The organism is Pseudomonas sp. FG1, assembly GCF_034313875.1.
GTDB lineage: Bacteria > Pseudomonadota > Gammaproteobacteria > Pseudomonadales > Pseudomonadaceae > Aquipseudomonas > Aquipseudomonas veronii.
The window spans coordinates 384,964-408,792 of the sequence record NZ_JAVIWP010000001.1 but is presented as its reverse complement, the minus strand read 5'-3'; the positions used below and the strand labels follow the sequence as shown (position 1 = coordinate 408,792).

Annotated in this window: 22 protein-coding genes; 9 read left to right on the top strand and 13 right to left on the bottom strand. The window is 63.0% G+C overall.

From position 1 onward, the window contains the following. The first annotated feature begins 74 nt into the window (after positions 1–74). Both RGV59_RS01840 and RGV59_RS01835 read left to right on the top strand, forming a co-directional pair. Positions 75–392 (top strand): hypothetical protein, encoded by a 318-nt coding sequence (locus RGV59_RS01840; RefSeq protein WP_046381934.1) that lies wholly within the window; start codon positions 75–77, stop codon positions 390–392. Between the two features lie 107 nt (positions 393–499). Continuing rightward, positions 500–1,261: a YdcF family protein gene (locus RGV59_RS01835; protein WP_102616984.1), complete on the top strand. Its 762-nt coding sequence runs from the start codon at positions 500–502 to the stop codon at positions 1,259–1,261. A gap of 113 nt (positions 1,262–1,374) precedes the next feature. On the opposite strand, the gene lnt is transcribed toward RGV59_RS01835, so the two are convergent. The 5 genes from lnt to miaB all read right to left on the bottom strand — a co-directional run bounded on the left by lnt (position 1,375) and on the right by miaB (position 6,751). Further along, on the bottom strand, positions 1,375–2,898 hold the full coding sequence (gene lnt, locus RGV59_RS01830) for an apolipoprotein N-acyltransferase (protein ID WP_017848329.1): 1,524 nt from the start codon (positions 2,896–2,898) through the stop codon (positions 1,375–1,377). An 8-nt stretch (positions 2,899–2,906) separates the two neighbouring features. Beyond that, on the bottom strand, positions 2,907–3,746 hold the full coding sequence (locus tag RGV59_RS01825) for an HlyC/CorC family transporter (protein WP_017848328.1): 840 nt from the start codon (positions 3,744–3,746) through the stop codon (positions 2,907–2,909). Between the two features lie 42 nt (positions 3,747–3,788). Next, positions 3,789–4,247 carry an rRNA maturation RNase YbeY gene (gene ybeY / locus RGV59_RS01820; protein ID WP_017848327.1) on the bottom strand — a complete coding sequence of 153 codons (459 nt, stop codon included), beginning with the start codon at positions 4,245–4,247 and terminating at the stop codon, positions 3,789–3,791. Further along, on the bottom strand, positions 4,240–5,241 hold the full coding sequence (locus tag RGV59_RS01815) for a PhoH family protein (RefSeq protein ID WP_017848326.1): 1,002 nt from the start codon (positions 5,239–5,241) through the stop codon (positions 4,240–4,242). The genes ybeY and RGV59_RS01815 overlap by 8 nt, the downstream gene beginning before the upstream one ends. A 184-nt stretch (positions 5,242–5,425) precedes the next feature. Beyond that, a complete protein-coding gene (miaB, locus tag RGV59_RS01810; protein ID WP_017848325.1) occupies positions 5,426–6,751 on the bottom strand; it encodes a tRNA (N6-isopentenyl adenosine(37)-C2)-methylthiotransferase MiaB in 1,326 nt (441 codons plus the stop codon). Positions 6,752–6,882: 131 nt separating this feature from the next. Here miaB and RGV59_RS01805 point away from each other — a divergent pair, with 131 nt between their 5' ends. Next, positions 6,883–7,209, top strand: coding sequence for a DUF1820 family protein (locus RGV59_RS01805; protein ID WP_003194436.1), 327 nt, complete (start codon positions 6,883–6,885; stop codon positions 7,207–7,209). 42 nt (positions 7,210–7,251) lie between these two features. Here RGV59_RS01805 and RGV59_RS01800 read toward each other — a convergent pair whose 3' ends face one another. From RGV59_RS01800 to RGV59_RS01785, 4 genes are all read right to left on the bottom strand, one after another. Continuing rightward, on the bottom strand, positions 7,252–7,806 hold the full coding sequence (locus RGV59_RS01800; RefSeq protein WP_017848324.1) for a tetratricopeptide repeat protein: 555 nt from the start codon (positions 7,804–7,806) through the stop codon (positions 7,252–7,254). A 225-nt stretch (positions 7,807–8,031) separates the two neighbouring features. Beyond that, the gene (gene hemL / locus RGV59_RS01795; protein ID WP_126586247.1) at positions 8,032–9,315 is read right to left on the bottom strand and encodes a glutamate-1-semialdehyde 2,1-aminomutase; all 1,284 of its coding nucleotides are present in this window, start codon (positions 9,313–9,315) and stop codon (positions 8,032–8,034) included. An 11-nt stretch (positions 9,316–9,326) separates the two neighbouring features. Beyond that, entirely contained in the window at positions 9,327–9,956 is a 630-nt protein-coding gene (gene thiE, locus RGV59_RS01790) for a thiamine phosphate synthase (RefSeq protein ID WP_017848322.1), read from the bottom strand. Between the two features lie 18 nt (positions 9,957–9,974). Further along, complete coding sequence (locus tag RGV59_RS01785) at positions 9,975–10,772, bottom strand: hydroxymethylpyrimidine/phosphomethylpyrimidine kinase (RefSeq protein ID WP_026140190.1); 798 nt, start codon at positions 10,770–10,772, stop codon at positions 9,975–9,977. 288 nt (positions 10,773–11,060) lie between these two features. Between RGV59_RS01785 and RGV59_RS01780 the strand changes: the two genes are divergently transcribed. The 4 genes from RGV59_RS01780 (at position 11,061) to RGV59_RS01765 (ending at position 17,511) form a co-directional block, all read left to right on the top strand. Then, positions 11,061–13,454, top strand: a complete 2,394-nt coding sequence (locus RGV59_RS01780; RefSeq protein WP_126586245.1) for a hybrid sensor histidine kinase/response regulator — start codon at positions 11,061–11,063, stop codon at positions 13,452–13,454. A gap of 69 nt (positions 13,455–13,523) precedes the next feature. Next, positions 13,524–15,176: an acyl-CoA dehydrogenase family protein gene (locus RGV59_RS01775; RefSeq protein ID WP_046482392.1), complete on the top strand. Its 1,653-nt coding sequence runs from the start codon at positions 13,524–13,526 to the stop codon at positions 15,174–15,176. A gap of 155 nt (positions 15,177–15,331) precedes the next feature. Further along, the gene (amn, locus tag RGV59_RS01770) at positions 15,332–16,804 is read left to right on the top strand and encodes an AMP nucleosidase (RefSeq protein ID WP_162231494.1); all 1,473 of its coding nucleotides are present in this window, start codon (positions 15,332–15,334) and stop codon (positions 16,802–16,804) included. 71 nt (positions 16,805–16,875) lie between these two features. Further along, a complete protein-coding gene (locus tag RGV59_RS01765; protein ID WP_046482390.1) occupies positions 16,876–17,511 on the top strand; it encodes a pseudouridine synthase in 636 nt (211 codons plus the stop codon). Here RGV59_RS01765 and RGV59_RS01760 read toward each other — a convergent pair. After that, the gene (locus tag RGV59_RS01760) at positions 17,506–17,715 is read right to left on the bottom strand and encodes a DUF2788 domain-containing protein (protein ID WP_026140189.1); all 210 of its coding nucleotides are present in this window, start codon (positions 17,713–17,715) and stop codon (positions 17,506–17,508) included. The two genes, RGV59_RS01765 and RGV59_RS01760, sit on opposite strands and share 6 nt — an antisense overlap. 165 nt (positions 17,716–17,880) lie before the next feature. Next, positions 17,881–18,360 (bottom strand): Lrp/AsnC family transcriptional regulator, encoded by a 480-nt coding sequence (locus tag RGV59_RS01755; protein WP_003194418.1) that lies wholly within the window; start codon positions 18,358–18,360, stop codon positions 17,881–17,883. Positions 18,361–18,775: 415 nt separating this feature from the next. On the opposite strand from RGV59_RS01755, the gene RGV59_RS01750 reads away from it, so the two are divergent. Beyond that, entirely contained in the window at positions 18,776–19,795 is a 1,020-nt protein-coding gene (locus RGV59_RS01750; RefSeq protein WP_126586243.1) for a DUF6515 family protein, read from the top strand. Here the strand turns inward: RGV59_RS01750 and RGV59_RS01745 are convergent. Further along, positions 19,792–20,685 carry a cation diffusion facilitator family transporter gene (locus RGV59_RS01745; RefSeq protein WP_017848314.1) on the bottom strand — a complete coding sequence of 298 codons (894 nt, stop codon included), beginning with the start codon at positions 20,683–20,685 and terminating at the stop codon, positions 19,792–19,794. The genes RGV59_RS01750 and RGV59_RS01745 overlap by 4 nt on opposite strands. A gap of 15 nt (positions 20,686–20,700) precedes the next feature. Further along, positions 20,701–21,120 carry a hypothetical protein gene (locus tag RGV59_RS01740; RefSeq protein WP_017848313.1) on the bottom strand — a complete coding sequence of 140 codons (420 nt, stop codon included), beginning with the start codon at positions 21,118–21,120 and terminating at the stop codon, positions 20,701–20,703. 183 nt (positions 21,121–21,303) lie between these two features. On the opposite strand from RGV59_RS01740, the gene hrpB reads away from it, so the two are divergent. Further along, positions 21,304–23,811 carry an ATP-dependent helicase HrpB gene (hrpB, locus tag RGV59_RS01735; RefSeq protein ID WP_126586241.1) on the top strand — a complete coding sequence of 836 codons (2,508 nt, stop codon included), beginning with the start codon at positions 21,304–21,306 and terminating at the stop codon, positions 23,809–23,811. Positions 23,812–23,829 lie beyond the last annotated feature (18 nt).

Here is a 23,829-nt window from a genome sequence, read left to right as displayed (position 1 = left end):
GCGCCGGGCAGGCGCAGCCATGGGGGCTACGCTGTTTATTGGGGAGTGAGTCTTATCTTCAATGAGGTGAGGGGATGGTGGAATCGCAGCGAATGTTATCTAAACCGGATGTGTACCAAGGACTCATCGACCGTTTGGGTCGTGCATTGGATGCAGCAAGTACGGCGGGTCGATTGCGTGATGAGCAGCCCGTCGAGTTGGAACTGCGAGGCTTGAGCCACGCGGAGCTGGAACTGATCAAGGCTTACCTGGCAAGGAACGAACGTTCGGCTTTTACCGGCGTGGCGAGCACGCCGCCCAACGAGCCCGTGCGGTCGGCCAAGGTGGTGTGGCTCAAGGATGTGTCAGCCGCTCGCGGTCCGGAAAAACATCGGTCCGTGCGGTTCAAGTAATACATGCCCCTTAGTTTCCTGATCATCGCTGACTCTGCTTCGTTCTTGTAAAGATTGTCGCTAAACCCCGTTACACCTTAGGCTTCGGGCATCTATGGAGATGCTCGATGCCTATTCGTTATTTCATCAAACAACTGCTGTTGCCGCCCGGCATTCTCTTGCTGTTGCTGGCCCTTGCCTGGTGGTTTCGCCGCAGCCGCCCGCGCCTGGCCGGCTGCTGCTTTGCCCTCGGCCTGGGCGGGATGTGGCTGATGAGCCTGCCGATCATGGTGGAGTGGGGCGCGCGCGCCCTGGAGACGGCGCCGCCGTTGGCCCGGGAGGACTGGTCGAACCTGGCCCGGCGCGCCGATGCCATTGTGGTGCTGGGTTCGGGGCGCGAGCGTGGCGACCCGGCCTGGGGTTCGGACCAGCCAACCGGCATCGGGCTCGAACGTCAGCGCTACGCCGCGCGATTGGCCAAGGCCTCCGGGCTGCCGGTGCTGACCAGCGGCGGTTTGCACTACGGCACACCGCCCAGCGAAGCTGAGTTGATGGCGGTATCGATGCGGGACGACTTCGATGTGGCGGTGCGCTGGAAGGAAGAGCGCAGCCGCACCACCTGGGAAAATGCGCAGATGAGTGCCGAGATTCTGTTGCCCGAGGGGGTCAAGCGCGTCGTGGTGGTGACCCAGGCCTGGCATATGCCGCGTGCGGTCTGGAGCTTTGAAAAAGCCGGTTTCAGCGTGGTGCCGGCGCCGGTCGGCTTCCTCGGCGAGGATAACGCGCGGCCGCTGGGTGGCTGGATGCCGGAGTTCAAGTCGGTGTGGCAGAGCGGGCAGTTGCTCAATGAGGCGGTGGGGCAGGTGGGGTATCGGTTGTTCTACCGATAGCACCGCAAATCAAAATGTGGGAGGGGGCTTGCCCCCGATTGCGGTGTATCAGTATCAAATCTACTGACTGACACACTGCTATCGGGGGCAAGCCCCTCCCACATTTGAATCTGTTAGACGGTTTTGGACATTCGGCCGGCCAGCAGCGCCCAGCCAAACAACACCAGGCACACCACGATCAGCGGCCACGAACGCCATTGCAGGTACGGCGTGAGGTTGTGCATCGGCACCACTTCGCCATAGAGGATGCCGCGCTCGAACTGCGGGATCTGCGCGGTGATCTGCCCATACGGGTTGATCAGCCCGGTCACGCCGTTGTTGGTGGCGCGGATCATCCAGCGGCCGGCTTCCAGCGCACGCATCTGCGCCATTTGCAGGTGCTGCAAGGGGCCGATGGAGGTGCCGAACCAGGTGTCGTTGCTGATGGTCAGCAGCAAGTCGCTCTGGGCCGAGAGGCTGGCGGCGAATTCCGGGTAGACCACTTCATAGCAAATGAACGGCGCAATCTGATAGCCCTTGGCCTGTAGCATCGCCTGGTCGGACGGGCCGCGGGCGAAGTCCGACATGGGCAGGTCGAAGAAGGCAATCAAGCCGCGCAGCATGTCCTGCAGCGGCACGTACTCGCCGAAGGGCACCAGCTTCTGCTTGAGGTAGGTGCCGTCACCTTCGCCCACGACGGTGATGCCGTTGTAGTAGCGCTTCTGGTGATGCACTTCCTGGCGAATCGGCACGCCGGTAATCAGCGCGGTGTGCCGTTCGGCGGCGAACTTGCCCATCATCCCGAGGTAGCCCTCGACGGACTCCTTGAGCACCGGCACGGCCGTTTCCGGCCATATCAGCAGGTCGACCCGCTTGGAGCTGAAGCTCATGTCGCGGTACAGCGCCAGTTGTGCATTGAGCTGCTCGGGGTCCCACTTCATGCTTTGTTCGACGTTACCCTGGATCGCCGCCACGCTCAGCGGGTCGCCGGACGGTGAAGTCCAGGCGTGATGCTTGAGGGCCAGGCCGATGGCCCAGGGCGCCACCAGCAGCAACAGGCCAGCGCCGATGAAGGCGTTGCGCTGGGTCGCCAGCAGGCGCGGCAGGTTGCACAGCAGGGCGGCGGTCAGGGCCAGGGCGAAGGAAATCAGCCACATCCCACCCAGCGGCGCGAGGCCGGTGAGGGGGCCGTCAAGTTGGCTGTAACCGGAGTACAACCAGGGAAAACCGGTCAGGAACCAGCCCCGGAACGCTTCCTGGCCGACCCACAGCGCCGCAAACGTCAGGGCATCGGCCAGTGGCGCTTCATTGCGCCGCAGCCAGCGCGCCCACAACCAGGCGGGCAGGGCGAAGAACAAGGCAATGGCGGCGGTGAACGCCAGCATCAGCAAGCCAGCCAGCAACACCGAAGCGCCGCCGAAGTGGTGGATGCTGTAGTAGATCCAGCTGGTGCCGGCGCCAAACAGGCCGAAACCGAAACACCAGCCACGGCCGAGGGCCTGGCGTGGGGACAGCTCGCGCAGCCCGATATAGAACAATCCGGCCGCGACCAACGCAAGCGGCCACAGATCGAATGGCGCCAGCGCCAGGGTGGTGATGGCGCCAGCCACCACGGCCAACAAGTTGCCGGGCCAGCCGGGTGCGATGAAACGGCGCATGTCAGTCCTTAACGGGCAATAGGTGTCAGGCGAATCAGATGAATCCGGCGGCTGTCGGCATTCAGGATGCGGAAGCGATAAGCGCCGATCTCGGTGGTCTCGTTACGCTTGGGCAGGTGCCCGAACGCACTCATCACCAGGCCGCCGACGGTGTCGAACTCGTCGTCGGAGAATTCGCTGTCGAAGAACTCGTTGAAGTTTTCGATCGGCGTCAACGCCTTGATCAGAAAATCACCGCTCGGCAGCGGCTTGATGTAGCTGTCTTCTTCGACGTCGTGCTCGTCTTCGATGTCGCCGACGATCTGTTCCAGCACGTCTTCGATGGTCACCAGGCCGGCGACGCCGCCGTATTCGTCAATCACGATGGCCATGTGGTTGTGGTTGGCGCGAAACTCGCGCAGCAGCACATTCAGGCGCTTGGATTCGGGGACGAAGGTGGCCGGACGCAGCAGGTCCTTGATGTTGAAGCTGTCGCCGTTCTCCTTGAGGATCAGCGGCAGCAAGTCCTTGGCCAACAGGACACCCATGACGTCGTCATGGCTTTCGCCGATCACCGGGTAGCGCGAGTGCGCCGAGTCGATCACGGCCGGGAGGAATTCCCGTGGGGTCTGGGGCGCCTTGATGCTGATCATCTGCGAACGCGGGACCATGATGTCCCGAACTTGCAGGTCAGCCACCTGGATGGCGCCTTCGACGATGGCCAGCGCTTCGCTGTCCAGCAACTTGTTCTGATGGGCCTCGCGCAGCAGCTCCAGCAGCTCCTGGCGGTTTTTCGGCTCGTGGGCAAAAGCCTGGGTCAGTTTACCCAGCCATGACTTTTGCCCGTTGCTCGATCGGTCTTCGCTCATAGCGATTACTCTAAATCCTTTGATGTTTCAGTTGAGTGTTGATCAGTTTTCGTCATCTGCATACGGATCGGGGTGACCCAATTCTGCAAGCAACGATCGTTCCAGTGCTTCCATTTCTTCGGCTTCGTCATCGTCTATATGGTCGTAACCCAACAGATGCAAGCAGCCGTGGATGACCAGATGAGCCCAATGGGCTTCAAGGGCCTTGCCTTGTTCCTGCGCCTCACGCTCGACGACTTCGACGCAGATCACCAGGTCGCCCAGCAACGGGATATCCAGCAGTTCGTCGGGTACGTCGGCGGGGAAGGACAGCACGTTGGTCGCGTAATCCTTCTGGCGCCAGGTGTGATTCAGTTCGCGGCCTTCGGGTTCGTCCACCAGGCGGATGGTCAGCTCCGAGTCGGCGGTGCGCTGGCGCAGGGCCAGGGCGCACCATTGACGGAACTGCTCTTCACTGGGGGCGGGCGCGTCGGTTGCCAGTTGCAGGTCAAGCTCAAGCATCGCGGCGGGTGTCCTTGGCCGGGGCGTCGTCGCGGTGCTCGAAGCGCTCGTAGGCTTCGACAATGCGCTGGACCAGCGGGTGGCGGACGACGTCCTTGGGCATGAAGTGCGTGAAGCTGATCCCCGGCACGTCTTTGAGCACCTCGATCACCTGGGCCAGGCCCGACTTGGTGCCCTTGGGCAGGTCGACCTGGGTGACGTCGCCGGTGATCACGGCGGTGGAGCCGAAACCGATGCGGGTGAGGAACATTTTCATCTGTTCGACGGTGGTGTTCTGGCTTTCGTCGAGAATGATGAAGCTGTTGTTCAGCGTCCGGCCGCGCATGTAGGCCAGCGGGGCGATCTCGATCACCTGGCGCTCGATGAGCTTGGCCACGTATTCAAAGCCGAGCATCTCGTAGAGCGCGTCGTAGAGCGGGCGCAGGTACGGGTCGATCTTCTGGGCCAGGTCGCCGGGCAGGAAGCCGAGCTTTTCGCCGGCCTCGACCGCCGGGCGCACCAGCAGGATGCGGCGTACTTGCTCGCGCTCCAGGGCGTCGACGGCACAGGCCACGGCCAGGTAGGTCTTGCCGGTACCGGCGGGGCCGATGCCGAAGTTGATATCGTTACCGAGGATTTCTTTGACGTAGCGCTGCTGATTCAAGCCGCGTGGGCGAATCATGCCCTTTTTGGTGCGCAAGGCCACGCTGGCTTCGGCCACCGGGTTGTTGGCCAGGTCTTCCACGGCCGATTCCTGCAGGTACAGGTGGACCGTTTCCGGCGACAGCTCACTACCCTTGGTTTCGCGGTAGAGGCGGCGGAGCAGGTTTTCTGCAGACGTGGTGTGCTGGGGTTCACCAATCAGCTCGAATTGATTGCCGCGGTTGCGGATCTCGATGCTCAGGCGTTGTTCGATCAGGCGCAGGTGCTCGTCGAACTGTCCGCACAAATTGGCGAAACGGCGAGCCTCAAACGGCTCGAGGAGAAAACGATGGGGTTCGATGGGTGCGTTCAAGGTCGCTTTTAGCCGCCCTTTGGCTGTTGAGGTGAAAGAGAGGATAACGCCACGCGCCAGTGTGCGAAAGCACTTATCCAACCCGATCCAGTGTGGGAGGGGGCTTGCCCCCGATAGCGGAGTGTCAGGCAGCTCATGTGCTGCTGATGTCCCGCAATTTGGGGCAAGCCCCCTCGCACATTTATTACACCAGAGAGCCGCGCAACGAGTGCGGTTGCGCCGCATCGATGTGGACATCGGCGAACTGGCCGATCAGGGTCGGGTTGTCGCAACGGAAGTTGACGATGCGGTTGTTCTCGGTGCGCCCTTGCAGTTCGCCCGGGTCTTTTTTCGAGTAGTCGGTGACCAGGATGCGCTGGGTGGACCCGACCATTTGTCGACTGATCTCGAACCCCTGCTGGTTCAGGCGATGTTGCAGGGCGTTCAGGCGCTCTTTTTTCAGCTCTTCCGGGGTCTCGTCCAGCAGGTCGGCGGCAGGCGTGCCGGGGCGCTGGCTGTAGACAAACGAGTAGGAAAAGTCGAAACCGACGTCTTCAATCAGCTTCATGGTCTGCTGGAAGTCTTTCTCGGTCTCGCCGGGGAAGCCGACGATAAAGTCCGAACTGATGCAGATGCCCGGCACTGCCGCGCGTAACTTGCGCAGTTTGGATTTGTATTCCAGGGCGGTGTGGTTGCGTTTCATCGCCGACAGGATGCGGTCCGAACCCGATTGCACCGGCAAGTGCAGGTGCTTGACCAGCTCCGGCACTTCGGCGTGGGCCTGGATCAGGCTGTCGGAGAACTCCAGCGGGTGCGAGGTGGTGTAGCGAATGCGCTCGATGCCATCCACCGCGGCGACAACCCGGATCAGCTCTGCGAGGTCGGCCAGGCGCCCGTCGTGGGTCTGGCCGCGATAGCCGTTGACGTTCTGGCCCAGCAGGGTCACTTCACGCACGCCGTTTTCGGCCAGGTGGATGATTTCTGACATTACATCGTCAAACGGCCGGCTGACTTCTTCACCACGGGTGTAGGGCACCACGCAGAAGGTGCAGTACTTGCTGCAACCTTCCATCACCGACACGTAGGCGCTCGGCCCATCGATGCGCGGCTCGGGCAAATGGTCGAATTTTTCGATTTCCGGGAACGAGACGTCGACCTGGGGCAGCTTGGTGAGGCGTGCGGCGTCGATCATTTCCGGCAGGCGGTGCAAGGTTTGCGGGCCGAAGACCACGTCCACGTAGGGCGCGCGGTCGCGGATGGCTGCGCCTTCCTGGCTGGCGACGCAGCCGCCGACGGCAATCACCATCTCCGGGTTGGCCAGTTTCAATTCACGCCAGCGGCCCAGCTGCGAATACACGCGGTCCTGTGCCCGTTCGCGGATCGAGCAGGTATTGAGCAGGATCACGTCGGCATCTTCGGCGCGGGCGGTGACTTCCAGGGCCTGATGTTCACCCAGCAGATCGACCATGCGCGAGCTGTCGTACTCGTTCATCTGGCAACCGTGGGTTTCAATGTAGAGCTTCTTGGCCATGGGAATCGTCAACTGGTGGTAAAGAACCGCGCATTATAGGGGTCATGTCCATCGGTTCCTAGCACTGTGCATCGGGTGCCATGCTATAGTTCGCGCCCTCTTTTATATCCCCGATGTGTTCCCCGCCCACCATGACCAAACGTGAAGCTCCAATCTATAAGGTGATTTTCCTCAACCAGGGCCAGGTGTTCGAAATGTACGCCAAGCAGATCTATCAAAGTGATCTGTGGGGCTTCCTGGAAGTGGAAGAGTTCGTCTTTGGCGAGCGCACACAGCTGGTCGTCGACCCGGGCGAGGAAAAACTCAAGGCCCAGTTCGAAGGCGTGGTGCGCAGTTTTGTGCCGATGCATTCGATCGTGCGTATCGATGAAGTCGAGCGCCTGGGCACGCCGAAGATCAGCGAAGCGCGTGGCACGAGCAATGTCATGCCGTTTCCGATGCCGATGCCTGAGAAGTAGGGCGTTTGTAGCGAGGGCGCTGGCTCCCTCGTCACCGGTCGATCAGGGCAGGGGCGAGAACGGTGAGCGCCCATCCGCACTCTGCAGTTCCTGCAGATAATTGCGGAAGATCTGGCCCAGCACCTGGGTCGCCAGTTCCAGTTCATCGCGCTGCATGTGTTCGGCAACTTCGTCGGCGGTGTCCAGTGCGTCTTCGGCGCCGTTGACCGCGGCCATTTTCAGCACGATATACGCCTGGACGTTATTGGCCGGCACCCCTTCGCCTTTGAAGAACATGGTGCCCAGCTGGAATTGCGCCTGGGCGTGGCCCTGCAGCGAGGCTTTTTCGAAGTAGTTCAACGCTTTGTTGAGGTCGCGCGCGGGGTTCTTGCCGTCGTGGTAGTACTCGCCCAACTCGTATTGCGCCTGCGCATCCCCGCCGTCGGCCTGTTTCTGGCACGCGCTCAGGGCCTCGGCCTGGCTGTCTGGCTGGGTATTGAGGGTGCAACGACCCATCGCTGGGATTAACAACGAGTTGCCGCCTGCTTGTGCATGTGCCAGCAGCGGCTGAAGGAGCAACAGGCAGCCCAGGACCAGGGTGCGGCCGGTGCGTTTCATGGGAATCGACTTACCTCTGACGGGGCACGCGGACCCTCGGGGGTCCAATAAGCGCGCATTATGAAATAAGCAGACCTCTGCTTACAAAGTCTTTACTCGTTTTTCTGCCGGTTGGGCAAGTTATCTGCCGGATTGCAGGTGATTTCTCGAGAAAACCAGGAAAAGTCTGTAAGCAAAGTAGCAAATCTGACGCCGCTGGGGGGCGACGTCAGAATGCTGTGCCGGTTATTTCAGGGCGGCGAAGGCGCGCTCGGCAGCATCCAGGGTCAGTTTCAACTCGGCGTCGCCATGGGCGATCGAGGTGAAGCCGGCTTCAAAGGCGCTCGGTGCCAGGTACACGCCACCGTCCAGCATCAGGTGGAAGAAGCGCTTGAACAGGTCGGCGTCGCTGCCCATCACGTCCTCAAAGGTGACGATATCGTCGGCACCGCTGAAATACAGGCCGAACATGCCGCCTGCTTGCGTGGTGACAAACGGAATGCCAGCGGCATCGGCGCGCTGTTGCAGGCCGTCGAGCAGGCGGGAGGTGTAGTCGGTCAGCTCGGCATGGAAGCCCGGGCGGCTGATCAGGCGCAGGGTGGTCAGGCCGGCGGCCATGGCCAGCGGGTTACCGGACAGGGTGCCCGCCTGGTACACCGGGCCCAGCGGCGCGATGTATTGCATGATTTCGCGCTTGCCGCCGAAGCAGCCCACCGGCATGCCGCCACCGATGATCTTGCCGAAGGTGCTCAGGTCCGGCGTTACGCCGTAATGCGCCTGGGCGCCACCGAGGGCCACGCGGAAGCCGGTCATCACTTCGTCGAAAATCAGCACCACGCCATGCTTGTCGCACTGTGCGCGCAGGCCTTCGAGGAAGCCCGGGGCCGGCGGTACGCAGTTCATGTTGCCAGCGACCGGCTCGACGATGATGCACGCCACCTCCTGGCCCACTTCATTGAGCATCTGCTCGACGGCGGCGATGTTGTTGAACGGCAGGGTCAGGGTGTGTTTGGCGAAGTCTGCCGGCACACCGGCCGAGCTTGGCACGCCCTGGGTCAGCGCGCCGGACCCAGCCTTGACCAGCAGGCTGTCGGAGTGACCGTGGTAGCAGCCTTCGAATTTGATGATGCTGTCGCGGCCGGTGAAACCGCGGGCCAGGCGAATCGCGCTCATGGTGGCTTCGGTGCCGGAGCTGACCATCCGCACCATCTCCATCGACGGCACGATCGAGCAGACCAGATCGGCCATCTCGGTTTCCATCGAGGTCGGGGCGCCGTAGGACAGGCCGTGTTGCAACTGCTGGCGCACGGCGTCGAGTACGTCCGGGTGGCTGTGGCCGAGGATCATCGGGCCCCAGGAACCGACGTAGTCCACATAGCGCTTGTCGTCTTCGTCGGTGACGTAGGCGCCTTCGGCATGCTTGAAGAACAGCGGCGTGCCGCCGACGCTCTTGAATGCACGCACGGGGGAGTTCACACCGCCGGGGATGTGTTTCTGGGCATCGGCAAACAGGGTTTCGGAACGGGACATGATCGGGCTCTCTAAACTGAAGATTTAAGAAGATCGTTGAAAGCGCGGGCGCGGCGCGTGACTTCCTGGGTGCTGTCGGCACCAAACAGGCCGTGTACCACGGCGAGCAAGTCGGCCCCGTGGGCCACCAGCGGTTCGGCATTCTCCAGGGTGACGCCGCCGATCACGCAGATCGGCAACTGCAGGCGCGCGCGGGCCTGGGCCAGCATTTCGAGGCTGGCGGCGGGGGCGCCGGGCTTGGTGCTGGAGTTGAAGAAGCGGCCGAAGGCGACGTAGCTGGCGCCTTCTTTCGCGGCCTGTTCGGCCAGTTCGATCTGGCTGTGGCAGGTGGCGCCGATGATCGCCTTGGAGCCCAGCAACGCACGGGCTGTGGTCAGGGGACCATCGGTCTGGCCCAGGTGGACGCCGACGCCCAGGCGCGCGGCCAGTTCGGCGTCATCGTTGATGATCAGTTGGGTCTTGTAGCGCGAGCACAATTCGCGGAGTTTTTCCGCTTCACGCAGGCGCCGGGCCTCGTCGCTGCTTTTGTCACGGTACTGCAGCAGGGTCACGCCGCCATCCAGCGCCGCTTCGACGTAGGCGAGGAATTTGCCGGCCAATAATTGGCTGTCGGTAATGGCATAAAGGCCACGTAGTTTCATCGGGCAGGCCTCTTGGTGTTACGAGCAGAAATCCAGCGGCAGCCGGCGAGGCACGAACTGGCCCTGGCCGAGTTGTTCGGCGTCACGCAGGGTGCGCCAAGTGTAGTTGAGGGCCGATTGCACGGCGCTGACCAGGCCTTCACCCTGGGCGATCCGGCCCGCCAGCGCGCTGGCCAGCGTACACCCCGAACCGTGATAGCTGCCGGGCAGGCGCTGGCAGGTAAAGGTCTGGCGCGTGCCGTCGCGGCTGTACAGGCGGTTGTGGACTTGGTGCTCATCGCCATGGCCGCCGGTAATCAGCAGGTGCTTGATAAACGGCAACAGCTTTTCCGCGCATTCGTCCGCCGTGCCCTCAGGCAGTTCGGCAAGGATGCGTGCTTCAGGCAGGTTGGGTGTGGCGATCAGCGACAACGGCAACAGCCGCTCGCGCATGGCGTAGCCGACTTCGTCCTTGCCCAGGCTGCCGCCGCCACCGGCGCGCAGCACGGGGTCGCACACCACCGGCAGGTGCGGGTGTGCCTGCAGCAGTTCGACCACGGTGTCGACCATCGCGGTGGAGCCGAGCATGCCCAGCTTGACCGCCGCCACTGGCGAATCGCTGAGCACGGCGTTGGCCTGGGCCAGCACCCACTCGCGGTCGAGTACGCGGAAATCACTGACGTTGACGGTGTTCTGCACCGTCAGCGCGGTAACGGCCGGGGCCGCATGGCAACCCTGGGCGAGCAGGGCTTCGATATCTGCCTGCAAGCCGGCGCCACCACTGGGATCATGGCCGGAGAGACAGAGGACAACGGGGCGAGAGCTGTAGATATTCATGGTGCGCGAGCTTACCACCAAACGCTTTTGGCGTGGCCGTCTGGCGATGGCTGAATTTCGCCCGGAACCATGGGCGATTATGGCTGTTTGCTAGTATCGGATTTTAGTTGTGAGGTCCGCTGAAAGCCTTGTTCTAGAGCCTTTAGAAAAATTATATCAATGGTGTCTAATGGCCTTTAGCGGCTATGCTAAAGTGATTCGAAACAACTTACTGTATCGCCGGTATACGTCTTCTCAAAAGGAATGGGGGGCTTTTTGACATGACCGGACAGGTCACGCTGGGGCTCTATGCGTTATTTGCTGATTTTATTATTGTGCGGGCTACCGCTGCTCGCCGACGCCGTTGAGTTCACCCAAGACACGCGAAGCCTGCCGCTGGGCCGGGCCATGCAAGTGCTCGAAGACCCGACCAACACCCTGACCATCGCCGATGTGAGCGCTCCCGCCGCTGCCACACAGTTCAAGCCCCACGACAAAGACACCCTCAACGCCGGCTATTCGCGCTCGGTGTTCTGGCTCAAGGTCAACCTGCGTTACCAGCCCAAGCTGCCTGAAACCCAGCGCACCTGGCTGCTGGAGTTGGCCTATCCGCCCCTCGACCACCTTGACCTGTACTTGCCCGACAGCACCGGCAACTATCGCCTGGCCGGTCGCACCGGGGATGCCTTGGCGTTCTCCAGCCGCGAGATTCGCCAGAACAACTACTTGTTCAAGGTCGACTTCACGCCGGGCGAAACCAAGACCGTCTACCTGCGCCTGCAAAGCGAAGGTTCGATCCAGGCGCCGCTGACGCTGTGGTCCAGCACTGCCTACCTGGAACAACAACCGCTGCGCCTATATGTATTGGGCCTGATTTATGGCGTGTTGCTGGGGATGCTGGTGTACAACCTGTTCATCTACCTCAGCGTGCGCGACACCAGCTACCTTTATTACATCTTCTATATCGCCTCGTTCGGTCTGTACCAGCTGTCGGTGAACGGTGCGGCTGTGGAGTATTTCTGGCCGAACAACCCCTGGTGGGCGAATGCCGCGACGCCGTTCATGATCGGCTCGGCGGCGTTGTTCGGCAGCTTGTTCGCCCGCAGCTTCCTGCACACCGCCCAGCACAGCCGCTGGATCAATCGCCTGTTGCTGGCGCTGGTGGCCTGTGGCGCGGTGGTGATGCTGCTCTCACTGATGACCAGCTACGCTCTCGCGCTGCGCCTGGCCACCGGCCTGGCGCTGGTGTTCACCGTGACTATCTTCGTCGCCGCCATCAAGGCCTGGTACTGCGGCCAGCGGGTGGCACGTTATTTCATCATCGCCTGGTCGGCGTTCCTGCTGGGCGGCGTGGTCAACACCTTGATGGTGCTGGGTTACCTGCCGAATGTGTTCCTCACCATGTACGCCAGCCAGATCGGCTCGGCGATCGAAGTGGCGCTGTTGTCCCTGGCCCTGGCAGACCGCATCAACGCCATGCGCGAGCAACAGGCGCAGATCCTCTACGACGCGAGCCAGAAGCTCGAAGTGCTCAACCAGCAGTTGGCCCGCAGTAACCGGCTCAAGGACGAATTCCTCGCCACCCTGACCCACGAACTGCGCACGCCGATGAATGGGGTGATCGGCTCCCTGGAATTGATGCAGACCGTGCCTCTGGACGACGACCTGGCGAACTACCAGCAAACCGCCGCCGGCTCGGCGCGGGACATGATGCGGATGGTCAATGGCATCCTCACCCTCACCGAGTTGCAGGCTGGGCGCCTGAGTGCCCAGCCCAGGGTGTTCAGCCTGCGCGGCGTGCTCGACACCTTGCGCCAGCAGTTCAGCGCCAGCGCCCAGAGCAAAGGCCTGGCCTTTTCCATTGATGTCGCCGACGACTTGCCCGATCGCCTGCGCGGCGATGCCGACAAACTCAGCCAGTGCCTGGATTGCCTGTTGGACAACGCCTTCAAGTTCACCCACGAAGGCGTCGTGCGTCTGCGGGTGGTCGGCGTGCCCCTGAGCGATGGTGCAGTGCGCCTGAGTTTTATCGTCACCGACACTGGCATCGGCTTTGCGTTCCTCGACGAGGCCACCCTGTACCAGCGTTTCTTCCAGCTCGATGGCTCGACGACCCGCGAATACGGCGGCCTGGGGATTGGTCTGGCGATCTGCCGGCAACTGATCGAATTACTCGGCGGGCGTCTCACCCATCATTCCGAACCGCGCAAGGGCAGTCGTTTTCAGCTGGAACTGGCGGTCACCCCGCTGCAGCCCGAGCCACGCCCGGCAAGCCCCGCGCACGCACGCACGCCTGCGCAGTGTGCGGTGCTGCTGGTGGACGACAACAGCGTCGGCCAGTTGGTGGTGCGCGGCATGTTGCTCAAGCTCGGTTATCGGGTGAAAACCGTCGACAGCGGGCCGGCGGCGTTGGCGGCGTTGCAGGGGGAAACCTTCGACGCAGTGTTGCTGGATATACCGGAAGGCGGTTTCTCGTTGTGCTGTCAGATTCGCGCGTTGCCCGGCTGCGGCGAGTTACCGGTGATCGCCCTGAGCACCACGTTGAATGTGTCCGAACGCGAGCGCTGCCATGGCATCGGCATCACCGAGCGCCTGGTCAAGCCGGTACGTTTCGACGCGCTGCAGGCGCTGCTGGAACGTCGGCTGCTGTGTCCGTCAGAGGGCGAAAGCGCCGGACATTCGGCGCGTATGCCACTTTTTTAAGCGAGATGACGGTGCTTAACTGAAATTCGGGCCGCAACCCCAGGTGGCCTTTTTTCCAGGAGGCCCGTCATGAACCTGCACCAGTTCGCCGAAACCCACGACGTCACCAACCAGCCGTCCTCCCTGGACGGCATCAACCTGTACCGCATCGATGTGCCGCTGCAAGACTGGTCGCACCGCTTCGGTGCCGGCTGGGCAGCACCGCGCTTCGATGCCTATGGCGCGTTGGCCGGTGGGCCGCTGATGGCGGCCGGGTTCCTGGCGAACCAGAACAAGCCACAGTTCAGCAGCCATGACCGCTATGGTCACCGTGTCGACCTGGTGGAGTTTCACCCGGCCTACCATGAGCTGATGCACACCGCCGTCGAGCATGGCCTGCCGTCGCTGCCGTGGGCTCATCCACAATCCGGCGCCCATGTGGCCCGTGCTGCCCTGACGTACCTGCACAGCCAGGCCGAGGCCGGCACCGGCTGCCCGTTGACCATGACCTTTGCCTGCGTCCCGGCCCTGCGCCTGCAACCGGACCTGGCGCAGACCTGGCTGCCGAAAATCCTCAGCACCGATTACGACCCGCGCAACGTCGGCATCGCCCACAAGGCCGGTGCCACCATCGGCATGGCGATGACCGAGAAACAGGGCGGCACCGACGTGCGCGCCAACACCACGCGTGCTTACCCCGTGGGCGCGGGCGGCCCCGGCCAAGCCTATGAGCTGGTGGGGCACAAGTGGTTCTGCTCGGCGCCGATGTGCGATGCGTTCCTCACCCTGGCCCAGACCGACAAGGGCCTCACCTGTTTCCTGCTGCCTCGGCACCGTCCGGACGACACGCGCAACCAGTTCTATATCCAGCGTCTGAAAAACAAACTCGGCAATTGCTCCAATGCGTCCAGCGAAGTCGAGTTCCGCGGCGCCCTGGCCTGGATGGTCGGCGAAGAAGGCCGTGGCGTGCCGACCATCATCGAGATGGTCGCCATGACCCGCTTCGATTGCATGGTCGGCTCCAGCGCCTTGATGCGCCAGGCGCTGACCCAGGCCAGCCATCATTGCGCCCATCGTTCGGTCGGCGGTCGCGTACTCAGCGAGCAGCCGCTGATGCAAAACGTGCTGGCCGACCTGGCGCTGGAAAGCGAGGCCTCGCTGGCCTTGAGCTTGCGCATGGGCCGCGCCCTCGATCATTTGGGCGATGAGCAGGAAGCCAAGTTCTCCCGGCTGGTGACGGCGGTGGGTAAGTATTGGATCTGCAAGCGCGCGCCGGCGATGATCAACGAAGCCGCCGAGTGCATGGGCGGTGCCGGTTATGTGGAGGACAGTATCCTGCCGCGCTTGTATCGTGAGGCGCCGGTGAATTCGACGTGGGAAGGTTCCGGCAATGTGCAGTGCCTGGACGTGCTGCGCGCCTTGTCCAAAGAACCGGGCGTGCTGGAAGCGCTGTTCGTCGAACTGGGCGACGGGCATGGTGACAGGCAGTTGGCGCGCCATGTCGAGCAACTGAAATCGGCGTTCATGGACACCCAGGATATCCAGTACCGCGCGCGGCAACTGACCGAGGACATTGCTGTAGCGTTGCAGGCCAAGTTGTTGCTGGAGGCTGGGAACGCGGCGGTCAGCGATGGGTTTATCGCCAGCCGTTTGGGCCAGTCGTCGGGACGCGTGTATGGCACCTTGCCACGCGGTGTGGATGTTGAGGCGATTGTCGCGCGGTCCACGCCACAGGCCCTTTGAATACACGCGGTCAACCTGTGGTAGCTGGCTTGCCTGCGATCGCGGTGTGCCAGCCTCCCACAGGGACTGAGCTCTTCTTGAGTAGGCATGCCAATTCAAAGTTTGCGTCTGACAGGGATACAGGCAAGATAAAGGTCTGCAAGTCAGCACACAGGATGCTTACCGTGACCGAAGCTTTTGTTGTCGTTCAAACCGCCGAAGAAGCCGTGGACCGGCTGGCGGCTCTGCATGAGCGTGCTACCGGCGCGCTCAATCAGGCCCTCAAGCAATACCTCAAGGACCGCGTCGAGCCCGACGCCGAACAACGCGCGATGTTTCGTTACCCGGAGCTGCGCCTGACTTACCAATGCCATGGCGAAGTCCCACAAACCACCCGGGCGTATGCCAAGGTCCAACTGCCGGGGACTTACAGCGTCACCGTCACCCATCCGTCGGCGTTCCGTAAATACCTGCTGGAGCAATTGGTGCCGCTGATGCACGACTTCACCGTGACGGTGGAAGTCGGCGTCAGTCAGCAGAATATTCCTTACCCGTATGTGGTCGAGCAGGGCGACGAACTGGCCGGCTCCGGCGTGACCGCCGCGACCCTGGCGCGGGTGTTTCCCAGCACCGACCTGTCGGCCGCCACCGATGGCATCGCCGACGGCCTGTACGACTGGGAAAACACCGACCCGCTGCCCCTGGCCCTGTTCGATGCGGCCCGCGTGGACTTTTCCCTGCGCCGCCTGGTGCATTACACCGGCAGCGATTGGCGCCATGTACAGCCGTGGATCCTGCTGACCAACTACCACCGTTATGTCGACCAGTTCATCGTGCATGGCCTGGAGCAACTGCGCAGCGACCCGCGTTTTATCCGCATGGTGTTGCCGGGCAACGTGATCATCGACAAGAGCATGGACCACGGCGAAGCGTCCGCCATTGCCGCAGGCGTGGTCTGGCACCGTTACCAGATGCCGGCCTACCACCTGCAGGCCAGTGACGGTCACGGCGTGACGCTGGTCAACATCGGCGTCGGCCCGTCCAACGCCAAGAACATCACCGACCACCTGGCCGTGCTGCGTCCGCATTGCTGGCTGATGATCGGCCACTGCGGCGGCCTGCGCCAATCCCAGACCATCGGCGACTATGTCCTGGCTCACGCCTATATGCGCCGTGACGGCATTCTCGACCGCGTAGTGCCGCCGAACATCCCGATCCCGGCCCTGGCCGAAGTGCAGATGGCCTTGCAGCAAGCGGCGGCCAATGTCACCGGCGAAAAAGGCGAAGAGCTGAAAAAGCGCCTGCGCACCGGCACCGTGCTGACCTACGACGACCGCAACTGGGAACTGCGCTGGGCCCAGGAACGGCCGCTGATCAACCTGTCCCGCGCCGTCGCGGTGGACATGGAGAGCGGCACCATCGCCGCCCAAGGCTACCGTTTGCGTGTGCCTTACGGCACGTTGCTGTGTGTCTCGGACAAGCCGTTGCACAGTGAGATCAAGCTGCCGGGCTCGGCCAACGCGTTCTATGAGCGGGCGGTCAGCCAGCACTTGAAGATCGGCATCGAGGCGGTCGACCTGTTGCGCACCGAGCTCAACTCGCTGCACTCGCGCAAACTGCGCAGCTTCGACGAGCCGCCGTTCCGCTAAGCGGTTGGGATGGTCATTTAGCGGTCAGGCCACTAGCATTGTCGGTCCTGACCGTTAGATGTTCCTTCGCCATGTCCCGTCCCAGCCGTCCCGATTCGCGTCGCCCTGGCGTGAAAGCCCCGTATTCCGCAACCCGTCGCGTCGCCAAGGCGCCACCGGCCGAGCCGAAGCTGATCCTGTTCAATAAACCGTTCGACGTGCTGACCCAGTTCAGCGACGAAGGCGGGCGGGCGACCCTCAAGGATTTTATCGACATCCCCGGCATCTACCCGGCGGGCCGCCTGGACCGTGACAGCGAAGGCCTGCTGCTGTTGACCAACGACGGTCAATTGCAGGCGCGGATTGCCGACCCCAAGCACAAGCTGGCGAAAACCTACTGGGTGCAGGTGGAAGGCGAACCTACCGAAGAACAACTGCAACGCCTGCGCGACGGGGTGGAGCTCAACGACGGCATGACCTTGCCCGCCGAAGCACGGCAACTGGACGAGCCTGAGTTATGGCCACGCAACCCGCCGGTGCGTTTTCGCAAAAGCGTGCCGACCCACTGGCTGGAGTTGGTGATTCGTGAGGGGCGAAACCGCCAGGTGCGGCGCATGACCGCGGCGGTGGGGTTGCCCACCTTGCGCCTGGTGCGCGTGCGGATTGGCGATTGGTCCATCGACGGCCTGGATCAGGGCCAATGGAAGGCCGTCCCGGCGCGCTTATAAGGCGCCGGACTCGATCAGGCCGATCACCACGCTCTTGATGACGAACGCGGCCACGCCCAGGCCAAGCACGAAGAACAGAATGAACGAGCCGAAACGCCCGGCCTTGGATTTTTTCGCCAGGTCCCAGACGATGAAGCCCATGAAAATGATCAGAATCGTGACCAGGCCGGTCATCATCCATTCTTCGAATAGTGCGGGGTCAATCGAGTTCATTCGGTAATTTTTCCGACAGGGCAGGCGGGAAGTATACGGCAGTGCTCGGGCTGAGCATTGACCTGCGTCGGTGCGTCGCAGGCAGACTTCACGGTTGAAACACAGGCAGAATGTGGGAGGGGGCTTGCTCCCTCCCACCTTTGACCGTCACCGATCTCAAGTACGCAGATGGGTCAGCGGCAGCTCGGTGCTGTTCAATACCTGGTTCAGCACAAAGCTCGAGCGCACGCTGGTCACGCCTTCGATCCGAGTGAGGTGGCCCAGCAGCAGCTTCTGGTAGTGATCCATGTCTGGCACCACCACTTTCAACTGATAGTCGGCATCCATCCCGGTCACCAGGCTGCATTCCAGCACCTGCGGCAGGGTACGGATGGCGGCTTCGAAGTTCTCGAAGCGCTCGGGGGTGTGGCGGTCCATGCCGATCAGCACGTAGGCGGTGAGGCTCAGGCCGAGCATCTTGCGGTCGAGCAGCGCGACCTGGCGGGCGATGTAGCCGTCGTCCTCCAATTGCTTGACCCGGCGCGAGCAGGGCGACGGCGACAGCCCGATACGCTCGGCCAACTCCTGGTTGGAGATCCTCGCGTCGCGCTGCAATTCCGCCAAAATACTCAGGTCGTATCGGTCAAGTTTGCTCATGGGGCTGGCCTTTGTCGTAACTATTGCGGTGAATTATCCCTTAAGGGTTAAAAATTGCGCAAGCACTGTTTATTGACGCAATCTTCGCAATCATCTGCCGGGGCGCTGCGCCTATGATTACCAACAGAATCACCGCCTGGACATAGTCCACTGCAGCTCGCCCAATCAGGCTCGCTGCGGCCGCCACCCCAGCAGGGTTGAGCCGGCCTCCAGGCTGCACACTGTCCACAAGACGGCGTGAGGTGAGCCAACGTCATAAGCGTTGAGCCAGGACGAAGTTCTCAAGGGGCGGCCGACGGGCTGCCCCTTTCTTTTTGCCTTAAGAAAATAGTTCTCGTGACTGATAACCTGTTCCAGAACCGGGCGAGGCTTTTCCAGTCTCATTGATAAGCCCTAAACCGCAGTGAGGAAGAGCATGAAGCGCATCTGGCGAATGGCAGGTGTTGGTTTGTTGGTGGTCAGCGTCAGCGCGCAGGTAACAGCGGACGAGCGTGATAATTCACCCGAGCGGCCGCAGGGCGGCGGGCAGCATGAACGCGGTCCTGAAGGTGGCGGGCGGCCCGAGAATAATCAGCCACGCCCGCAGAACCCGCATTTTGATCGCGGCGGCCCGAACGGCGGCGGTCAGGGGCAAGGCCGGCCCCAGGGCAATGAGGCGGGTCGCCCGGCACCGCAGCCACAACCGTCGAACAGCCTGCCGATCCAGGGGCGGCCCGATACGGTGCGCCAGACCCAGGAACCGCGTGAGGGTTACTACCGCGATATCCCGCGCCGCAACGACGGCAATCAACATTGGGAGGCCGGCGGCCCCGGTTCACGTCCAGGCAACGACGGCGGTTACCACAATGGGCGTCCCGGTGATAATCGCTGGCCAGGTCGCCCCGATGGGCACGGCAACGGCTGGGGCCCCGGCCCGCAGTATCGCCCGGGGTATATGGTGGATCGTTTTCCGGAGCGTAATTACCGCGTGCCTTACCGGGGCCAGGATTATTTCTTCTCCGGCGGCTACTGGTATCGCCCGCAAGGCCCGCGCTATGTAGTGGTGGCGCCGCCGTATGGCATCCGCGTGCATTACTTGCCGGACTACGCGCGCGAAGTGTGGGTGGGCGGTGCGTTGTTTTTCCTCGCGGCGGGTGCCTATTACACCTACGAAAGCAGCACCCAGCAGTACGTGGTGGTGGAACCGCCGACCGCCGTACCGGCACCGCAGCCAGCGCCCCAGGGTAACGGTTATGACGTGGTGGCCTATCCCGCCAACGGCCAGTCACCGGCGCAGGTGCAGCAGGATGGTTACGACTGTTATCGCTGGGCCGTGCAGCAAAGTGGCTTCGACCCGCAAGCGGTCACCTACGCTCCGGCCCCGGCAGTGGTGCAAGCCTACCGCCAGGCCCAGGGCAACTGCCTGAGCAGTCGCGGCTATCAGGTGCAGTACTAGGCCTGGGCGCCACTCACCACATCCAACGGGTCGGCGTGTACCAGCACTTCGGCCCGCGGGTAGGCTTTGTGAATGGCATCGGCGGCCTGGTCGCTGATGCCGTGGGCGACAGACAACGTCAATTCCCCCGGCAATTCCAGGTGCAGTTGCACAAACCAGTGGTTGCCGGAAATCCGCGTGCGCAAGTCGTGTGCGCCCAGCACGCCGGGCACGCCACGGGCCAATTCCAGCATGTGCTGGCTGACGTCCGGCGGCAGTTCTTCGTCCATCAGCACGGCAAAGCTTTCCCGGGCGATCTGGATCGCGCTCCACAGAATGTAGGCCGCGATGCCCAGGCCGAACCAGGCGTCGATCTGATGGAAGCCGAAACCGGCCAGGATCAGCGCAATCAAGATACTGCCATTGAGCAGCAGGTCCGAGCGGTAGTGCAGCGAGTCGGCGCGCACGGCGCTTGAGCCGGTTTCCCGCACCACGTGGTGTTGCAGGACCAGCAGGGCCACGGTCAGCGCCAGGGACAAGATAATCACGCCAATGCTCAGCCACGGCGCGCCCACCGGTTCGGGATGCTTGATCCGTTCGAATGCCTGCAACGCAATCAGCACCGCACTGCCGGCGATAAACAGCGCCTGCGCCATCCCGGCCAGCGACTCGGCCTTGCCATGCCCGTAACGGTGATCGTCATCGGCCGGGCGCAGGGCGTAATGCACCGCCAGCAGATTGAGCAGCGAGGTGACACCATCGAGTAGCGAATCGGTCAACCCGGCGAGCATGCTCACCGAGCCGCTGAGCCACCAGGCGATGGCCTTGGTCACAATCAGCACAGAGGCGACGCCCACCGAGGCGCGCGTGGCCAGGCGCAAGAGCCGGGCGTGTTCGGGACTGCTGGTCATAAGCGGGTCAGATCCTTAGGCGGACGGTTGTAAGCCGAGGGCCGCCAGTTGTTGCACGCTGCCCTTGAACTGGATCATGCGCGGGTCGTCCAGCGGCAGCGTGCGACCGGTTTCCTGCTGGATGATGGTCTGCAGCTTGGCGGTGTCGACCTTGCCGTCGGCACCGATGGCTTGCTGCAGTTTCTCCGGGGCGACTTGTGCGGTCTTGCCCGGTTCGAAGTAGATCGCGCCGGTGGCGAAGTCGACGCCGAAGGCGATCAGGCCAGGGATCACGTAGAACAGCAGGCCCACGGCATCGAGCACGGCAATCGTCGGGTCGATCTTGCCGTCGATCTGGCCGCGGCGGTCGGGATAGAAAATCGAACCGCAGGCCGTCAGTTGGCTCAGCAGAGTGACGGCGAGGACACCGCCGATGACACGGGAAGCGATACGCATGGAAAATCTCCTGTCAGTCACTGTAGGAGCGAGCTTACTCGCGAAAGACGTTAACGATACCGCGTGCTGCCTGAATGTGCGTGGTGCTCTGTGATTTTTCGCGAGCAGGCTCGCGCCTACGGGAGACCACCACCGGCATCCGACAGTTCGCCGTTATACTTGCCGCTCTGCTTTGGAGCCAGTATGAATTCGTTGCCGATCGATGATGTTTTACCCGCCCTGCGTGACGCCTTGGCGAATCGCCATGAAGCCGTGCTGGAAGCACCGCCCGGCGCCGGTAAAACCACCCGCGTACCCTTGGCCTTGTTGAATGAGCCTTGGCTGACCGGGCAGACCATCCTGATGCTCGAACCCCGACGCCTGGCCGCGCGCGCCGCCGCCGAGCGCCTGGCCAGCGAGCTGGGGGAAAAGGTCGGTGAAACCGTCGGCTACCGCATCCGCCTCGACAGTAAAGTGGGGCCCAACACGCGCATCGAAGTGGTCACCGAAGGCATCCTCACCCGCCGCCTGCAGGACGACCCGGCGCTGGACGGCGTGGGCCTGCTGATCTTCGACGAATTCCACGAACGCAGCCTCGACGCCGACCTGGCACTGGCCCTGAGCCTGAATGGCCGCGACCTGTTTCGCGACGAGCAGCCGCTGAAAATCCTGCTGATGTCCGCCACCCTCGAAGGCGAGCGCCTGGCCGCGCTGCTGGACAACGCGCCGATCCTGCGCAGCGAAGGGCGCATGTTCCCGGTGCAGATGCGCTGGGGGCGGCCGTACCAGTCCGGTGAATTCATCGAGCCGCGCCTGGTGCAGACCATCCTCGACGCTTTGCATGACGAAACCGGCAGCGTGCTGGTGTTCCTGCCGGGCCAGGCGGAGATCCGCCGGGTCAACCAGCAACTGGCAGACGCGCTCGGTGATCGCCGCGATGTGCTGCTCTGCCCGCTGCATGGCGAGCTCGACCTGAATGCCCAGCGTGCCGCCATCGACCCGGCGCCCGCTGGCAAGCGCAAAGTGGTGCTGGCCACCAACATCGCCGAGACCAGCCTGACCATCGATGGCGTGCGCGTGGTGATCGACGCCGGGTTGGCGCGTGTGCCGCGTTTCGACCCCGGCAGCGGCATGACCCGCCTCGACACCCAGCGCATCTCCCGCGCCAGCGCCACTCAGCGTGCCGGCCGGGCCGGGCGCCTGGAACCGGGCGTGTGCTATCGCTTGTGGTCCGAGGACCAGCACGAAGGCCTGGCCGCCTATGGCAGCGCGGAAATCCTCGCCGCCGACCTCGCCGGGCTGGCCTTGCAACTGGCGCGTTGGGGCGTTGCGCCCGCGCAGTTGGTGTGGCTCGACATGCCGCCCGCTGCCGCGTATGCCCAGGCCCAGGACCTGCTGCAACGCCTCGGCGCCTTGAATGACGAAAAACTGACCGCCCACGGCCAGAAGATGGCCGAGCTGCCGGCCCATCCGCGCATCGCCCATCTGCTGCTGCGCGGGCAGGATCTGGGGCTGGCGGCCACCGCGTGTGATGTCGCCGCGCTGCTGGGCGAGCGCGATATCCTGCGCGGGGGCGGCGCGGATCTGCACAGTCGCCTGGCGTTATTGTCCGGTGAAGAACGCGCGCGGGGCACTCAGGGTGGTGTTCAGCGCGCCAAGCAGTTGGCCCGGCAATATCGCGGCTATTTGCGCGGCCAGGCGACCCAGCCGGTGGCCGACCCCGAACACCCGCGTTGGCTTGGCGCGCTGCTGGCGTTGGCCTATCCCGACCGCGTGGCCCAACAACGCCGCCCCGGCGGCGCCGAATACCGCCTGGCCAATGGCCGCGCCGCCTTGTTCGCCGAGGCCGATAGCCTGATGAAACAAGCCTGGCTGGTGATTGCCGACCTGGGCAGCCGCCAGGGCCAGCGCGAAGAACGCATCTACCTGGCGGCGGATTTTGATCCGGCGCTGTTCGACACGGTCCTCGCCGAACAAGTACGCACCGTTGACCAATTGGATTGGGACGAGCGCGAAGGCGTGCTGCGCGCCGAGCGCCAACGCAAAGTCGGCGAACTGGTACTCAGCCGCGAACCCCTCAACGGCCTCGACGAAAACGCCCGCAGCCAGGCGCTGGTCAACCTGGTCCGGCGCAAAGGCCTGGAGCTGTTGCCCTGGACGCCGGAACTGCGCCAATGGCAGGCCCGTGTGATGTTGCTGCGCCAGCTGGACACCGGCAACACCAGCGAATGGCCCGACGTCAGCGACAGCGCCTTGCTCGCCAGCCTGGAGCACTGGCTGATGCCTTACCTGGGCAAGGTCTCGCGCCTCAGTCATTTCGCTAATCTGGATATTTCCAGCTACCTGCACAACCTGTTGCCCTGGCCGTTGCCCCAACGCCTGGACGAACTGGCACCGCACCATTTGAAAGTGCCGTCGGGTTCGTCGGTGCGCTTGGACTACAGCGAGCATCCGCCGATTCTGGCAGTGCGCCTGCAGGAATTGTTCGGCTTGGCGGATACACCGCGCATTGCCGGCGGGCGCCAGGTGGTCAAGTTGCACCTGCTGTCCCCGGCACGACGGCCGGTGCAGGTGACCCAGGATCTGGCGAACTTCTGGCGCAGTACCTACGCCGAGGTGAAGAAAGATCTGAAAGGGCGCTATCCCAAACATTACTGGCCGGATGACCCGTTGGTGGCCGAGGCGACGGCGCGGATCAAACCCCGCAAGTAAGCGTGACCGCGATTCAAA

What these genes read in the sequence shown, in the direction of transcription:
- RGV59_RS01755 (WP_003194418.1), bottom strand. Translation starts at nt 18,360, where the DNA reads ATGAGCAAACTTGACCGATACGACCTGAGTATTTTGGCGGAATTGCAG.
- RGV59_RS01800 (WP_017848324.1), bottom strand. Translation starts at nt 7,806, where the DNA reads ATGAAACGCACCGGCCGCACCCTGGTCCTGGGCTGCCTGTTGCTCCTT.
- RGV59_RS01840 (WP_046381934.1), top strand. Translation starts at nt 75, where the DNA reads ATGGTGGAATCGCAGCGAATGTTATCTAAACCGGATGTGTACCAAGGA.
- hrpB (WP_126586241.1), top strand. Translation starts at nt 21,304, where the DNA reads ATGAATTCGTTGCCGATCGATGATGTTTTACCCGCCCTGCGTGACGCC.
- thiE (WP_017848322.1), bottom strand. Translation starts at nt 9,956, where the DNA reads ATGAAACTACGTGGCCTTTATGCCATTACCGACAGCCAATTATTGGCC.
- miaB (WP_017848325.1), bottom strand. Translation starts at nt 6,751, where the DNA reads ATGGCCAAGAAGCTCTACATTGAAACCCACGGTTGCCAGATGAACGAG.
- RGV59_RS01745 (WP_017848314.1), bottom strand. Translation starts at nt 20,685, where the DNA reads ATGACCAGCAGTCCCGAACACGCCCGGCTCTTGCGCCTGGCCACGCGC.
- ybeY (WP_017848327.1), bottom strand. Translation starts at nt 4,247, where the DNA reads ATGCTTGAGCTTGACCTGCAACTGGCAACCGACGCGCCCGCCCCCAGT.
- amn (WP_162231494.1), top strand. Translation starts at nt 15,332, where the DNA reads ATGCTTACCGTGACCGAAGCTTTTGTTGTCGTTCAAACCGCCGAAGAA.
- RGV59_RS01775 (WP_046482392.1), top strand. Translation starts at nt 13,524, where the DNA reads ATGAACCTGCACCAGTTCGCCGAAACCCACGACGTCACCAACCAGCCG.
- RGV59_RS01825 (WP_017848328.1), bottom strand. Translation starts at nt 3,746, where the DNA reads ATGAGCGAAGACCGATCGAGCAACGGGCAAAAGTCATGGCTGGGTAAA.
- RGV59_RS01740 (WP_017848313.1), bottom strand. Translation starts at nt 21,120, where the DNA reads ATGCGTATCGCTTCCCGTGTCATCGGCGGTGTCCTCGCCGTCACTCTG.
- RGV59_RS01780 (WP_126586245.1), top strand. Translation starts at nt 11,061, where the DNA reads ATGCGTTATTTGCTGATTTTATTATTGTGCGGGCTACCGCTGCTCGCC.
- hemL (WP_126586247.1), bottom strand. Translation starts at nt 9,315, where the DNA reads ATGTCCCGTTCCGAAACCCTGTTTGCCGATGCCCAGAAACACATCCCC.
- RGV59_RS01785 (WP_026140190.1), bottom strand. Translation starts at nt 10,772, where the DNA reads ATGAATATCTACAGCTCTCGCCCCGTTGTCCTCTGTCTCTCCGGCCAT.
- RGV59_RS01765 (WP_046482390.1), top strand. Translation starts at nt 16,876, where the DNA reads ATGTCCCGTCCCAGCCGTCCCGATTCGCGTCGCCCTGGCGTGAAAGCC.
- RGV59_RS01835 (WP_102616984.1), top strand. Translation starts at nt 500, where the DNA reads ATGCCTATTCGTTATTTCATCAAACAACTGCTGTTGCCGCCCGGCATT.
- RGV59_RS01805 (WP_003194436.1), top strand. Translation starts at nt 6,883, where the DNA reads ATGACCAAACGTGAAGCTCCAATCTATAAGGTGATTTTCCTCAACCAG.
- lnt (WP_017848329.1), bottom strand. Translation starts at nt 2,898, where the DNA reads ATGCGCCGTTTCATCGCACCCGGCTGGCCCGGCAACTTGTTGGCCGTG.
- RGV59_RS01750 (WP_126586243.1), top strand. Translation starts at nt 18,776, where the DNA reads ATGAAGCGCATCTGGCGAATGGCAGGTGTTGGTTTGTTGGTGGTCAGC.